The 11,978-nt window shown below is 58.8% G+C and carries 12 protein-coding genes; 4 read left to right on the plus strand and 8 right to left on the minus strand.

The genetic code is table 11. The features are described 5' to 3' along the window. Positions 1–8 precede the first annotated feature (8 nt). Complete coding sequence (gene msrA, locus ACTG2O_RS12870) at positions 9–641, plus strand: peptide-methionine (S)-S-oxide reductase MsrA (protein WP_019446160.1); 633 nt, start codon at positions 9–11, stop codon at positions 639–641. A 261-nt stretch (positions 642–902) separates the two neighbouring features. Here msrA and ACTG2O_RS12875 read toward each other — a convergent pair whose 3' ends face one another. Genes ACTG2O_RS12875 through ACTG2O_RS12885 form a run of 3 tightly spaced genes read right to left on the minus strand, consistent with a single transcriptional unit; the run spans position 903 to position 2,164 of the window. Continuing rightward, positions 903–1,238 (minus strand): DUF3802 family protein, encoded by a 336-nt coding sequence (locus ACTG2O_RS12875; RefSeq protein ID WP_005333735.1) that lies wholly within the window; start codon positions 1,236–1,238, stop codon positions 903–905. A 57-nt stretch (positions 1,239–1,295) separates the two neighbouring features. Next, complete coding sequence (locus ACTG2O_RS12880; protein WP_439975936.1) at positions 1,296–1,784, minus strand: GNAT family N-acetyltransferase; 489 nt, start codon at positions 1,782–1,784, stop codon at positions 1,296–1,298. Beyond that, positions 1,781–2,164: an MmcQ/YjbR family DNA-binding protein gene (locus tag ACTG2O_RS12885; protein ID WP_439975938.1), complete on the minus strand. Its 384-nt coding sequence runs from the start codon at positions 2,162–2,164 to the stop codon at positions 1,781–1,783. The genes ACTG2O_RS12880 and ACTG2O_RS12885 overlap by 4 nt, the downstream gene beginning before the upstream one ends. A gap of 118 nt (positions 2,165–2,282) precedes the next feature. On the opposite strand from ACTG2O_RS12885, the gene ACTG2O_RS12890 reads away from it, so the two are divergent. After that, positions 2,283–3,071 carry an alpha/beta fold hydrolase gene (locus tag ACTG2O_RS12890; RefSeq protein ID WP_128835894.1) on the plus strand — a complete coding sequence of 263 codons (789 nt, stop codon included), beginning with the start codon at positions 2,283–2,285 and terminating at the stop codon, positions 3,069–3,071. Positions 3,072–3,327: 256 nt separating this feature from the next. On the opposite strand, the gene ACTG2O_RS12895 is transcribed toward ACTG2O_RS12890, so the two are convergent. From ACTG2O_RS12895 to ACTG2O_RS12910, 4 genes are read right to left on the minus strand one after another with little or no spacing between them, the layout of a single operon-like run. Then, a complete protein-coding gene (locus tag ACTG2O_RS12895) occupies positions 3,328–4,239 on the minus strand; it encodes a hypothetical protein (protein ID WP_421278575.1) in 912 nt (303 codons plus the stop codon). A gap of 54 nt (positions 4,240–4,293) precedes the next feature. Next, the gene (locus ACTG2O_RS12900) at positions 4,294–5,367 is read right to left on the minus strand and encodes a lipocalin-like domain-containing protein (protein ID WP_439975940.1); all 1,074 of its coding nucleotides are present in this window, start codon (positions 5,365–5,367) and stop codon (positions 4,294–4,296) included. Then, on the minus strand, positions 5,364–7,793 hold the full coding sequence (locus ACTG2O_RS12905; RefSeq protein WP_439975942.1) for an FtsX-like permease family protein: 2,430 nt from the start codon (positions 7,791–7,793) through the stop codon (positions 5,364–5,366). The genes ACTG2O_RS12900 and ACTG2O_RS12905 overlap by 4 nt, the downstream gene beginning before the upstream one ends. A 30-nt stretch (positions 7,794–7,823) precedes the next feature. Further along, a complete protein-coding gene (locus ACTG2O_RS12910) occupies positions 7,824–8,504 on the minus strand; it encodes an ABC transporter ATP-binding protein (protein ID WP_439975943.1) in 681 nt (226 codons plus the stop codon). 197 nt (positions 8,505–8,701) lie between these two features. Here ACTG2O_RS12910 and ACTG2O_RS12915 point away from each other — a divergent pair, with 197 nt between their 5' ends. After that, on the plus strand, positions 8,702–9,169 hold the full coding sequence (locus ACTG2O_RS12915; protein WP_005333716.1) for a DUF4357 domain-containing protein: 468 nt from the start codon (positions 8,702–8,704) through the stop codon (positions 9,167–9,169). Positions 9,170–9,276: 107 nt separating this feature from the next. Then, on the plus strand, positions 9,277–10,701 hold the full coding sequence (nhaD, locus tag ACTG2O_RS12920) for a sodium:proton antiporter NhaD (RefSeq protein WP_439975945.1): 1,425 nt from the start codon (positions 9,277–9,279) through the stop codon (positions 10,699–10,701). An 86-nt stretch (positions 10,702–10,787) separates the two neighbouring features. Here nhaD and ACTG2O_RS12925 read toward each other — a convergent pair whose 3' ends face one another. Continuing rightward, on the minus strand, positions 10,788–11,900 hold the full coding sequence (locus ACTG2O_RS12925; protein WP_439975947.1) for a Bcr/CflA family multidrug efflux MFS transporter: 1,113 nt from the start codon (positions 11,898–11,900) through the stop codon (positions 10,788–10,790). Positions 11,901–11,978 lie beyond the last annotated feature (78 nt).

Below are 11,978 nucleotides of genomic sequence, written 5' to 3' on the forward strand. Positions count from 1 at the left end.
CAGAATTCATGGAACAGATTATTTCGCCGGCAGATGCCCTGCCGGGACGACGCGAAGCGATGGTGATTGGTCAGCAGCATGCGGTGAACGGCAACCCGACTCAGGGCCCCTGGCCGGAAGGAATGGCGGTGGCCTGGTTTGGCATGGGTTGTTTCTGGGGCGTGGAGCGCCTCTTTTGGCAGCAGCCGGGCGTCTACTCCACCGCGGCCGGTTATCAGGGCGGCGTCACCCAGAATCCCACCTACAAAGAGGTGTGCAGCGGCCTGACCGGCCATGCCGAGACGGTGCAGGTGGTGTTTGATCCGGCGGTGATCAGCTACGGCGATCTGCTCAGACTGTTCTGGGAACAGCACGATCCGGCGCAGGGGATGCGTCAGGGCGGGGACATTGGCACCCAGTATCGCTCGGTGATCTTCTATGGCGATGAGAGCCAGCAGATCATTGCCCAGCAGAGCATGGCGGCCTATCAGCAGGCGATGGCGGCAAGCGGTGACAGCCGTGCCATTACCACCCGCATTCTGCCGCTGGCGCCCTTTTACTACGCCGAGGATTACCATCAGCAATATCTGGAGAAAAACCCGGATGGTTACTGCGGATTGGGTGGCATTGGAGTCTGTTTGCCGCCCAGCCTGAACCGCTGAACAGGTTTGTAGTCGATTTCTTAATAAAAGTGAAAATAAATGGTCGGAGGAGGGAACTTATTGCGACCAGTCGGGACTAACAAGGTAGCGTCCAGGGATCGGATGCAAAGTCCAGACACATTTCTTGCCTTGATAACCGCCTGATGAATGAACGCACTGGCGGGTTGAAAATGATAGCAAGCAGGGCTGCCCACCAAGGCGGCCCTTTTCCTTATCTGCTGTTTTGAAATCTTGCGCTGGGCGGGAGAGCCGGACGGCAGATCAGCCGATGGCGCTGTCGAACAGGTTCTTGATAAGGTCGATAAACTCGATGAGGAAGGTTTTCTGTTCCGGGGTCGGGGCGCGCAGCCAGACGGCGGAGAGCACCTCTTCCAGGTCGGCGACCACGGCGTCGGCCTCCTGCATGATGGCGAAACGCACCTTGGGATCGAGCTGGGGGTTTTGCTCGCAAATGGCCATCAGGTTGCTGGCAACACGGCCACTGACCAGATCTTCGATGGTCTCTTCACCATCATTCTGCTGCTGGGATTCAAACAATCCCAAACTCTCCACCAGATACTCGATCAGCGAGATATAGCCTTCACTTTCTACCACCATGGTTGCTGCCTCAATACAGTAACAATACGAAAATTAAGCGTATTTTAGTGGCTTGCCCTAGCTTGGCAAGCAGCAGTGCAGGCGATGGCGAGTAAAACTGACTCCGCCCCGCTCCACGCACTCCAGCCCGGTCAACGTAAAGCCATGTCGTAAAAATAGCTCATAACTGAAGGTGCTGGCCTCGGTGGTGATGAGGGTCATACCGAGCCCTCTGGCCCCCGCGAGCGCCGTGGTGAGCAGCAGATTGCCCAGTCCCTGGCGCTGATGGTCGGCGCTCACATAGAGCAGACTGAGGTGGCCATCGGGGCTCAGGGTGACAAAACCGAGGGGCACATTTGCCTGCTCCGCCACCCAGCCGTGGTGCTCGCGCAGCTGGCTGACAAAGCCCGGATGTTGTGAACCGAGGGCCCACTGCTCCACCTGCTCGGCGCTGTAGTGTTCGGGGCCGCTGCGTCGCACCGCCTGCTCAAACAGGCTCACGAGGGCGGGGATATGTGCCTCGCCAAGGGGGAGAATACAAAGTGCTGGATTAAGTGCTGGGGTCATAAGGTTGGGTCGTCAGTGGGGGAGAGGGGGCGCGGCGCTCGTGGCCGTTTGGCTTTGGGCAGACCCGCGACAACCCGCTCATAGGAGTGGTGCACCCAGCCCTGCCACAGATCATCTGGCAAGGTGCTGTTCAGGGTCACTGTGTTCCAGTGTTGCTTGTTCATATGCCAGCCCGGTTTGACCTCGGGGTGGATCTCGCGCAGCAGCAACGCCAGCTCGGGTTCGCATTTGAGGTTGATGGTGAGCGGCTCGGCCTGCCAATCCACCAGCGCGAACATCTTGCCCGCGATACGGTAGACCAGGATCTCCGGGCCAAACGGGGTATCTTCGGTGGCGCCCGGCAGGGTCAGCAGAAAGTGGCGCAAACGGGTCAAATCCATGGAAAGTTCTCGCGCAAGGGGTGATCCGGGTCATGTCAGGCGCATATCTATCGGCGGGCCTGTTCTGTTAATATGCGCGCAGCCGAGTATACCCCCCATCACCAAGGGAGCCTATTGGATGTTGTATCACAAGACTTTCGAACTGGGTCCCGAGCGGGATTGGGTGGTGTTTGTCCACGGCGCCGGTGGCAGCTCCTCCATCTGGTTCAAGCAGCTGCGCGCCTATCGCGAGCACTTCAACGTGCTGTTGCTGGACTTGCGCGGCCACGGCCAGTCCCACCAGTTGCAACAGGTGGTCAAGGGCCACTACAGCTTTCGGGAAGTGACCGAAGATATCGTTCGGCTGCTCGATCATCTCGATATCCGCCGCGCCCACTTTGTCGGCATCTCCCTTGGCACCATCCTTATTCGCCATCTGGCCGAGCTCTGCCCGGAGCGGGTCAAGAGCATGGTCCTGGGAGGCGCCATCCTGCGGCTAGATATCCGCTCGCGGGTGCTGGTGCAGCTGGGCCGACTCGGCCAGCACTTCCTGCCCTATATGTGGCTCTACCGGCTGTTTGCTTTCATCATCATGCCGCGCCAGCACCATCAGGAGTCGCGCAACCTCTTTGTGCGCGAAGCCCGCAAGCTCTGCCAGAAAGAGTTCAAGCGCTGGTTCCGCCTCGCCACCGAGGTTAACCCGCTGATGCGCTACTTTCGCGAACGATCCCTGCCCATTCCCACCCTCTATGTGATGGGGGAGGAGGATCATATGTTTCTGGCACCGGTGCGCGAACAGGTGGCCCGCGACCCTTACAGCCAGCTCGAGATCATCGAAAACTGCGGTCATGTCTGCAATGTGGAGCAGCCGGAGCACTTTAATCGGCAGTCGTTGGCGTTTATATCCAACCAGACGGCTGCGATATAAGCCATTTAATAGATAAGGTTGGTTTGAACGGAGCGAAACCCAACACGGGAATATTACTTTCAACAAGTTGAACACAGGTTTTGATTATTTCGAGTAGGTTCGACTAGCGAAGCGTAATCGAACGCACGGAAAGGAAATATCTCTCTTTGGTTGCGTTATTTACTATTATCCAAGGATGGTTTTTAATATATTGATACCCCCCTGATTTTACTGGAAAGGGGCGTTTCGCTAATCGAACCTACGGCTTTAATTAATTCTATACGCCTAAGCTTCCACTTACATACCATTTGCTTATGTTAGGAAATGGCATGTTTTTATTTTTAAGGCGAATCCTTACATCATCCCAATCAAGAATTACTGAGAACTTCTCAACAATTTGTTCAGAGGATGTGTCTGATTTAATACTATATGCATAAATTCCAATGGCGTCTCCATTATTGGAATCTTTGTATATATTTATCATGTTTTGAATACATTCTCTTGCCGCTGTGACATTACCTTCGATAAGTTTTCTGATCTTATCGTGTACATTGCTGAATGAACCAACGTAAACTCTTGTTGCTCTTACTAAATCTGTTTTTTCTTCTATTTCTTTAAAGACAGACTTTTTAAATTTTTCATTTTCTTTAAGCTTATCTTTCAAAGAAAATAATCTTATGGTGTTAATCATTTGCTTTCCATCACCCTCACCGATCCACCGACTAGGCAATGATAAAGAATGTACAGCGAGCCCATAGTGTTGAACATGGTTTCTTAATGCCTCCATGAAACGATATTCTTGGTGATTATCATACTCTTCACTAAAGTAATATTTAGCCAGGTTTCCCGATGACTCGCAGCCATGCTGACAGGTACGAACATGCTTTTCAATTTGATCGTAATACAGCTTTGTAGATGTGAGAAGGTTAATTACTCTTCGGTTAAAAATACTGATAATATCGTGGCTTTCATTATATGAGTTTTGAGAAAAAATCATCTGCTGAGCAACTTGAGTCAATAATTCTTTCTCTAGCTCTAGAAAATTGGAGACCAATAAATCATATTTTTCTTCTATTGCCATTGCAGAGGAAAGAATATTTTGTGATATTTTTAGTGTTTCAAATTGAACCTCATCAAGAGGCAGAGCAATTGTCTTACCAAGAATCATTTGCTTTATAAAATACTTCATAAATATTCCTATACAGTATTGTTCATTCAGCTCAGCTCAATTCAACCTATCAGTTCAATATCCCGTCATCTCCAGATAGCCGACCCCCTTGGCATCCCCCGAGACAGAGACAGCTCCCTCCCAGTAGTCAAAGCGACCTGTCATGGCCTGATTGGGCTGACGGGCTTTGATGGTGAGGCTCATTCCGGCGGCGCTTAACTGCCACTCGACGGGGTAATCCTGCCCCTTGGGGCCGCGCCAGGTGTTGCCCGGCGTAAGGCGAATCGCGTCGGGGGCGAGCACCCGGCTGCTGCCGTCCCGCTCAATCAGGATGCCGTAGCGGTTCTCAGGCTCTGCGCGGCCCGCCTTGGTGCGCAGGCGAAACAGCATCAGCTCGCGCCCATCGGCCAGTTGCAGCGAAAACCAGTCCCACCCCGATTGCCACTCCGCCAATACCGAGCTGCTCCACTCGTGATCAAACCAGCCTTGTCCGGTGACGGTGCGGGTCTCGCCATCGCGAGTCAGGGTGCCACGAAGAGTGAGGCGCGGGTAGGAGTAGTAAAAGGAGGCGTTGCCCGGGCTCTTCTCGCTGTAACCGGCCTTGCCTTGCAGCACCAGCGGCTTGGCGGCAGTGACGGTGAGGTTCAGCTCGCCAATCTTGCTCTGCACCTTGAGGGTGGCGGGGAAGAGCGCTGCCCCTTGCGAGGCAAGCCGCCACTCCCTTAGCCAATATTGACCGCCGCTGGCCCCCGCCAGTCCCGGCCCCTGCCGACTGGCCCGTTCATCTTGCCGGTGGCTGCCACGGTCGAGATCCGTGATGGCAAACTGGGCCAGCCAGAGCTGGGGGGTGAGCCAGGGGTTGCTGGAGCGGATCTCTTGTTCGATACCCTGCCTAAACAGGGTCCACTGCATGCCATATTCGCGCCCCTGTTCATCCTTGAGGTTGCCGGTGAGATACCACCACTCGGAGCGGTAATCGGGGTGGGCGGCGTGATCCTCCGGCAATTGGATGGTTTGCCCCGGCAGCACCTTTTTAAAGCTGTCGCTGCCACCCCCGAGCAGGGCGCCCAGATCGCTGGCAGCGATAGCCCCGCTATAGAGCGTCCAGAGCATACCCAGCGCCAGCGGCCACCCTTTGATCTGTTTCATACCACTCTCCTTGCCGCATACCAGGATGCCAATGCGCCACAGACCGGTGCCAGCAACAGGGCCGTGACCGCATGAAGGGGGGCGGCCTCGAAGGCGAGGCGCCAGCCAAAGGCGCGGGGGTTGACCACCTCGATCAGCACCCAGGCGAGGCCATATCCCACCGGCAGGGCCAGCAGGGCTGTGAGCAGCCCCAATCCCGCTCCTTGCCACACCAACAGCTGGCGGCAGTGGTGGGGGCTCAAACCCAGACTTTGCAAGGTCTGCAGCTCGCCACGGCGCGCCAGCCCCAGCACCATAAAGGCCGAGCCGATCCCGACAAAGGCGATGCCGAGGATCAGCAGTTTCAATAGCTCGGTCACCACAAAGGTCTGGTCAAACACCTTGAGCGCCGCGCTGTGGATGGCGGGGGCGGAGAGCAGATTGAGCTGCTCGCCGAAGCGCTCGCGCAGGCGGTCGGCCAGCTGCTCGGGGTCGTCGCTAAAGAGGGCGAGGGATTGCACCGCCCCGGCCTCGAAGGCGTGCAGGATCTGCCCCTTGTCGCTGCCGTAATCCTGATAGACGCCGGTGACGGTGAACTGCCTTGGCCCCTGCTCGCCGCTGATCGCCAACGTCTGGCTCACCTTGACCCCGAGGCGCACCGTTAGCGGTTCGCTCGCCAGCACTTCGTCTGGGCGGGTCGGCCAGCGTCCGGCCAGCAGCGGATAGGCCGCTTTAAGCTGGGGGATAAAATCCATCTGCGCCCACTCGATGGGCTGCCCCTGCCAGCGGGCCGGATGCACCGAGCGGCGCGAGGCGGCGCTCACCAGCGGGTTGGCGAGCAGGGTCTCGAGGGTTGTATCGCTCAAGGTGCCCTTGTTGCCCGCCACCCCCTTGGGGGCGGTGACATAGAGATCGGCGGCCAGACGCTGGCCGAGCCAGATCTCCACGCTGGAGCGAAAACTCGACACCATGACCCCGATGCCGATGGCCGCCGCGATGGCGAGCTGCAACGCCATTACCGCGATAGCGGTGCGATCGAGGTGATAGAGGGTCTCTGCTACCCCGAGTCGGGCAGTGAGAGGGCCGCCCGCGCGCCGTCGTAGCCAGCCAAGCAGGCCGCGCAGGGCATCGGGCAGCCAGAGTGCCATGGCCAGCAGCCAGCCGCCGGCGATAAAGAGGGCGCCACTCAGACCCGTTTGCGGCAACCACAGGCAGAGGGCGCACAGCAGCAAGATGGCGATGGCCAGCACGCGCCGTCGCCACGGGTGAGCGGGGGGACGGCTGTTTCCTGCTCGCAGTTCGAGGGGGGATTGGCGCAGCAGTTGCCACCAGCCGGGCAGGTTGGCGGCCAGCGTGCCGAACAACCCGATCAACAGCGCCTTGAGCAGGCTCACGGGGGAGAGGCGCAACAGATCGATGGGGTTGGGCCCATAGAGATCGGCCAGCGCCTGGGTGAGCTGCCCCATCAGCGCCAGCGCCAACAGGCTGCCGAGCAGCACCCCGAGCAGGGTGCCGATGGTGGCGAGAATAAGTAGCTCCAGGATGAGCCAACGCAGCACCCGGCTTGGCCCCATTCCCAAGATGATCAACTGGGCCAGCTGGGGGCGGCGCACGCTCTGGACAAATCGCTGGGCGTTGAACACCAGAAACAATCCCACCGCCATGGCGAGCAATGAGAGCGCCGTCAGATTGAGGGCCAGCGCATCGCCAAGCTGGCTGGCATCGAGCGCCGGGCTGATGGGCTCAAGCCACAAGGGCTGGTTAGGGTAATCGGTTTGCAGGGTGGCCTGCAGGGTGTGAGCTTCTGATTCGCTTAGCTTGAAGACGATGCGATCGAGCCGACCCGCTTTGCCCAGCAGCGGTTGGGCGAGGCCGATGTCGGTTATCAGCAGCCGCTCCATGGGCACGGCGCCCGGTTCAAAGGTGCCCGCCAGCGTCAGGGTCAGGGGGCGGGCGCTGACGTCATCGCTGCCGCTCAGCACAAAACGGCGGCTCTGGCCCGCTTGCCAGCCAAGTCGCGCCGCTTCGGGGGCCGACAGCCAGATGCTGTCGGCTCGGTTTAAGGAGAAGGCGGGTTCGCTTGCGGGTTGGGCGCCAAACAGCTGGCGCAGAGGGCCGGGGTTGAAGAGATCCATTCCCAGCAGTTGAAAGCTGCGCCCCTCTTCATCCTTGAGCCAGCCATGGAGCTGGGGCATGGCATCGAGGGCGGGTTGGCTGGTCACCAGTTGCACATAAAGCTGCTCATCCAGCCCGCCAGCGGGGGCCAGCCGGTAGTTGGCTTCCCCTGCCAGCTGGCTGCGGGCGGCGACAAAATTGGTGCGGGCACTGTGATTGAGCAGCTCGATGGCCACCACCAGCGACACTCCCAATACCAGCCCGGCCAGACTCATCAGCAGCAACCAGGGGTGACTGCGATAGAGGCGCAGCAGCGCTTTGAGTGGCAGCATCAGCGTGCCTCCGACAGACGCAGTTGCTGTTTAGTCATGACGGGGCCCCTTGAGCTCGATAAGTTGACCCCCTTCGAGGCGCAGCACTCTGTCGGCCAGCTCGGCATAGGCGGGGTTGTGGCTCACCAGCAGCAAGCCAGCACCTGTATCGCGTACCGCCGCCACCATCAACGCCATCACCTGTTCGGCATTGTGCTCATCGAGGCTGCCGGTGGGCTCGTCGGCGAGCAGCCAACCGGGTTGATGGATAAGGGCGCGGGCCAGCGCCACCCGCTGTCGCTGGCCGCCGGAGAGCTGCTCCGGCCAGGCATGGCGCTTGTGGCTCATATCGAGCCGGTGCAGCAACTGGTCAATCCTTGTCTCATCCGGTGGCAGCCCGTTGATGGCGAGCGGCATTGCCAGATTCTCGGCCACGTTCAGGGTCGGCAGCAGGTTGAAATCCTGATAGACGATGCCGAAATGGCGACCCCGCAGACGCGCCCGCTCGTCGGGGGAGCGGGTGTCGATCCGGGTCTCCCCCAGCCAGATCTCCCCTTCGTCCGGTGCAATCAGCCCGGCGATCAGATTGAGCAGGGTCGACTTGCCGCAGCCGCTTTGGCCCAGCAGCAGGGTGATCTCGCCAGCGGGGAGGGCGAGATCGAGATGGTGGAACAGCGGCAGTCGTTCACTGCCGTTATCGAAGCTCTTGCAGAGGTTGCGCAGGGTCAGCATGGGATAACCGTTTGATGGTCAATGGCTTTCATCATGCTTGGTACGCTAGCACGGCCGGCAATGATCAACACACCTTACGGTTGATCAAGAGTGCCAGTTAGTGATCAAGGCGGCAAAAGAGCAGTGGATCCTCGCTGGATCCCGCTTGCCCGAGGTGGTTAGAATAGGGGCTTCCATGGGTCACAGGATGAGCAAGGATGTTACACAAGCAAGTCAGTTTTATCATCGATAGCAAGGGCAACAAGCAGGCTGCCGTCGTCCCCATCGAGATCTACAACGAGCTGATGACCCTGCAAAAGGCACTCTCCGACAACCGGCCGGGGGAGCGCGAGCTCTACCACTTCAACGGCAAGGGGGCCGAGGCCCACGGTTATCCGGTGGGCAAGCGGCAAAATCCGGGCTTTATGGTGCTGGCCGGTTCTACCGCCAATGGCGAGGATGCTGCCTCTCTGCGTGAAGCAGTGATCGAGCTGCGTCACGAACTGCTGGAGAAGGGGGTTATAGTGCCCCGCAGTCAGGGTGGCTTTGTCTTTACCGCCGATCAGCTGTTCAACAGCCCGAGTCTGGCCGCCAGTCTGGTGGCGGGCAATAACCGCAGCGGTCTGGATGCCTGGCAAAACAGCGCAGGCTATACCCTCAAGCAGTCGGGTTTCGGCAAGAAATAATCCCGCGTTTCGACAGCAAACCAATTAAGCGTTAATTGACCTGGATGAATTTTTCTTTTCATCCAGGTGCTAGCATGGTTGCCAGACGGTTCTAAAAGGAAGAGACCATGTCTGCGCTCACCCCTGTTATTTTGCTGCTGTCCCTGTTTATCCCTCCCGCCCATGCCAGTAGTGGCCCTGTTCTGTTGACATCCTCCTCAATCGGACTTTTTTGTGTCGGATTGTTTGTGTTGGCCTACGCCCTGGTGATGGCTGAAGAGTATCTGCAACTGCGCAAGTCCAAACCCGTGCTGGTGGCCGCCGGGGTGATCTGGATCCTGATCGGTATCGCCTATGCACAGCAGGGGATGAGCCCTGTCGCCGAGCAGGCATTTCGCCATACCCTGCTGGAATATGCCGAGCTGATGTTGTTTCTGCTGGTGGCGATGACCTATATCAACGCCATGGAGGATCGGCGGCTGTTCGATGCCCTGCGTGCCTGGCTGGTGCGATCCGGCTTTCACTTGCGCACCCTGTTCTGGTTGACCGGCGGACTTGCTTTTTGTATCTCGCCAGTGGCAGACAACCTGACCACTGCGCTCTTGATGTGCGCCGTGGTGTTGAAGGTGGCCAACGGTGATCGGCGTTTTGTGAACCTGGCCTGTATCAACATAGTGATCGCCGCCAACGCCGGAGGGGCGTTCAGTCCCTTTGGCGATATCACCACCCTGATGGTGTGGCAGGCGGGCAAGGTGCAATTTGGCCAGTTCTTCACCCTGCTGATCCCCTCTCTGCTCAATTTTCTGGTACCGGCCATCCTGATGAGCCTGATGGTGCCGCGCCATGTGCCGGAGGCTGATAACGAGGTGATCGATCTCAAGCGGGGGGCCCGCCGCATCGTAGCGCTGTTCTTGCTGACCATCATCACGGCGGTGCTATGCCACAGTTTCCTCCATCTGCCACCCGTACTGGGCATGATGCTGGGGCTCGGTTATCTGCAGTTTTTCGGCTTCTATTTGCGCAAATCGCTGCCGCGATCCCTTGCCCGCAAACGTGCGCTCTATGAACGCAATGGTGATGAGGTGCGGTTGCGCAGTCTGGGTTCTGTGGTGCCATTTGACGTGTTCAACAAGGTGGCCAAGGCGGAGTGGGATACCCTGCTCTTCTTCTACGGGGTGGTGATGTGTGTCGGTGGGCTGGGCTTTATGGGGTATCTGGAGCTGGTGTCACACTGGCTGTATGACGCTGGGGATCCCACCATGGCCAACATCTTTATCGGGGTCTTGTCCTCCGTCATCGACAACATTCCCGTGATGTTTGCCGTGCTGTCGATGAACCCGGATATGGCGCTGGGGCAGTGGCTGTTGGTGACCCTGACCGCCGGAGTGGGCGGCAGCCTGCTCTCCATCGGCTCTGCGGCCGGGGTGGCCCTGATGGGACAGGCCCACGGCATGTATACCTTTTTTGGCCACCTGAAGTGGCTGCCTGCCATCTTGCTCGGTTATCTGGTGAGCATAGGGGCGCACCTCTGGCTCAATAGTGCCCAGTTCTGAAGGTCTGGGCGCCAGTACGAGCCAGTACGAAAAGAGGCTTCCGTTGATGGAAGCCTCTTTCGTTTTCCTGACAGGGGGGAGGGGGATCAATCGCCTCGCTTGCCGGTCAGCAGCCAGTAACTCAGAGTCGAACCCACCCCGCAGCAGGCGATGGCGATGGCCATCGGCAGCGGCGAGTGGGGCGGATTGAGGTTGACCAGAATGCCGACCAGGGCGCCGATGCCAAAGCGCAGGGTGCCCGCCAGTGCCGAGGCGGTGCCCGCAGATTGTGGGAAGTGGCCCATCAGGCCGGTCATGGCGTTGGCGCCCACCAGACTGATATGGCCGACAAACAGCACCACCGGAATGACGATGCCCCACAGACCGCCGGTCTGGCTCCAGGCGTTGTAGACCAGCAGGGCGCCCGCGCAGGGCAGCACCAGCAGACCGTATTGCAGCATCCGCTCGGCGCCTACCCCTTTCACCAGTCGGCTGTTGACGAAGGTGACCATCATCATCAGCAGAATATTGAGGCCAAACAGCCAGCCGTAGTGCTCGGTCGGTACCTTGAAATACTCGATATAGACGTAAGGGGAGCCGCTTAAGAAAGCGAACATGCCGGAGCTGGAGAGGGAGCCGCACAGCACATAGCCCATGGCGCCGCGATGGGAGAGCACCCCCCAGTAGTTCTTGAGGATCTGGCCCAGATTAAGGGGTTGGCGGTGCTCAGGCTTGAGGGTCTCCTGAATTTTCCACTGCATCACCAGACAGATCAGCAGGCTGATCCCCACCAGCAGCCAGAAGATCACCCGCCAGTCGGCGTGGGCACTGATATAGCCACCCACCACTGGGGCCACCAGCGGTGCCAGGGTCATCACCAGAATGACGAACGACATGGCGCGAGAAAACGCATCCTTCTCGAACAGATCGCGCAGCAGGGCATTGACCACCACAGAACCCGCCGCACCACCCGCCGCCTGTAGCATCCGATAGGCCAGCAATTCGGGCAGGGAGTCCGCCATGGCGCAGCCCACCGAGGCGATGGCAAACATCACCAGCCCCGCCAGGATCACCGGCTTGCGGCCATAGCTGTCGGCCAGCGGGCCGTAGAAGAGCTGGCCGATGGCAAAGCCGCCCAAAAAGGCGCTGATGGTGAGCTGGGCGCCGTCGATGCTGGTGGCCAGATCCCGGGCGATGGCCGGAATGGCGGGCAGATACATATCTACCGCCAGCGGGGTCAGACCCGCCAGAGCGCCGAGCAGGATAAACAGGAAACGGGGGAGAGGGCGGCAGCCTGA

The organism is Aeromonas sp. 61P (assembly GCF_051919545.1).
Classification (GTDB): Bacteria; Pseudomonadota; Gammaproteobacteria; order Enterobacterales; family Aeromonadaceae; genus Aeromonas; species Aeromonas veronii.

Excerpts from the sequence above, each read along its gene's own strand:
- ACTG2O_RS12905 (WP_439975942.1), bottom strand. The coding sequence starts at position 7,793 with ATGCTGCCACTCAAAGCGCTGCTGCGCCTCTATCGCAGTCACCCCTGG.
- msrA (WP_019446160.1), top strand. The coding sequence starts at position 9 with ATGGAACAGATTATTTCGCCGGCAGATGCCCTGCCGGGACGACGCGAA.
- ACTG2O_RS12880 (WP_439975936.1), bottom strand. The coding sequence starts at position 1,784 with ATGACCCCAGCACTTAATCCAGCACTTTGTATTCTCCCCCTTGGCGAG.
- ACTG2O_RS12885 (WP_439975938.1), bottom strand. The coding sequence starts at position 2,164 with ATGGATTTGACCCGTTTGCGCCACTTTCTGCTGACCCTGCCGGGCGCC.
- nhaD (WP_439975945.1), top strand. The coding sequence starts at position 9,277 with ATGTCTGCGCTCACCCCTGTTATTTTGCTGCTGTCCCTGTTTATCCCT.
- ACTG2O_RS12925 (WP_439975947.1), bottom strand. The coding sequence starts at position 11,900 with ATGTATCTGCCCGCCATTCCGGCCATCGCCCGGGATCTGGCCACCAGC.
- ACTG2O_RS12910 (WP_439975943.1), bottom strand. The coding sequence starts at position 8,504 with ATGCTGACCCTGCGCAACCTCTGCAAGAGCTTCGATAACGGCAGTGAA.
- ACTG2O_RS12875 (WP_005333735.1), bottom strand. The coding sequence starts at position 1,238 with ATGGTGGTAGAAAGTGAAGGCTATATCTCGCTGATCGAGTATCTGGTG.
- ACTG2O_RS12915 (WP_005333716.1), top strand. The coding sequence starts at position 8,702 with ATGTTACACAAGCAAGTCAGTTTTATCATCGATAGCAAGGGCAACAAG.
- ACTG2O_RS12890 (WP_128835894.1), top strand. The coding sequence starts at position 2,283 with ATGTTGTATCACAAGACTTTCGAACTGGGTCCCGAGCGGGATTGGGTG.
- ACTG2O_RS12895 (WP_421278575.1), bottom strand. The coding sequence starts at position 4,239 with ATGAAGTATTTTATAAAGCAAATGATTCTTGGTAAGACAATTGCTCTG.
- ACTG2O_RS12900 (WP_439975940.1), bottom strand. The coding sequence starts at position 5,367 with ATGAAACAGATCAAAGGGTGGCCGCTGGCGCTGGGTATGCTCTGGACG.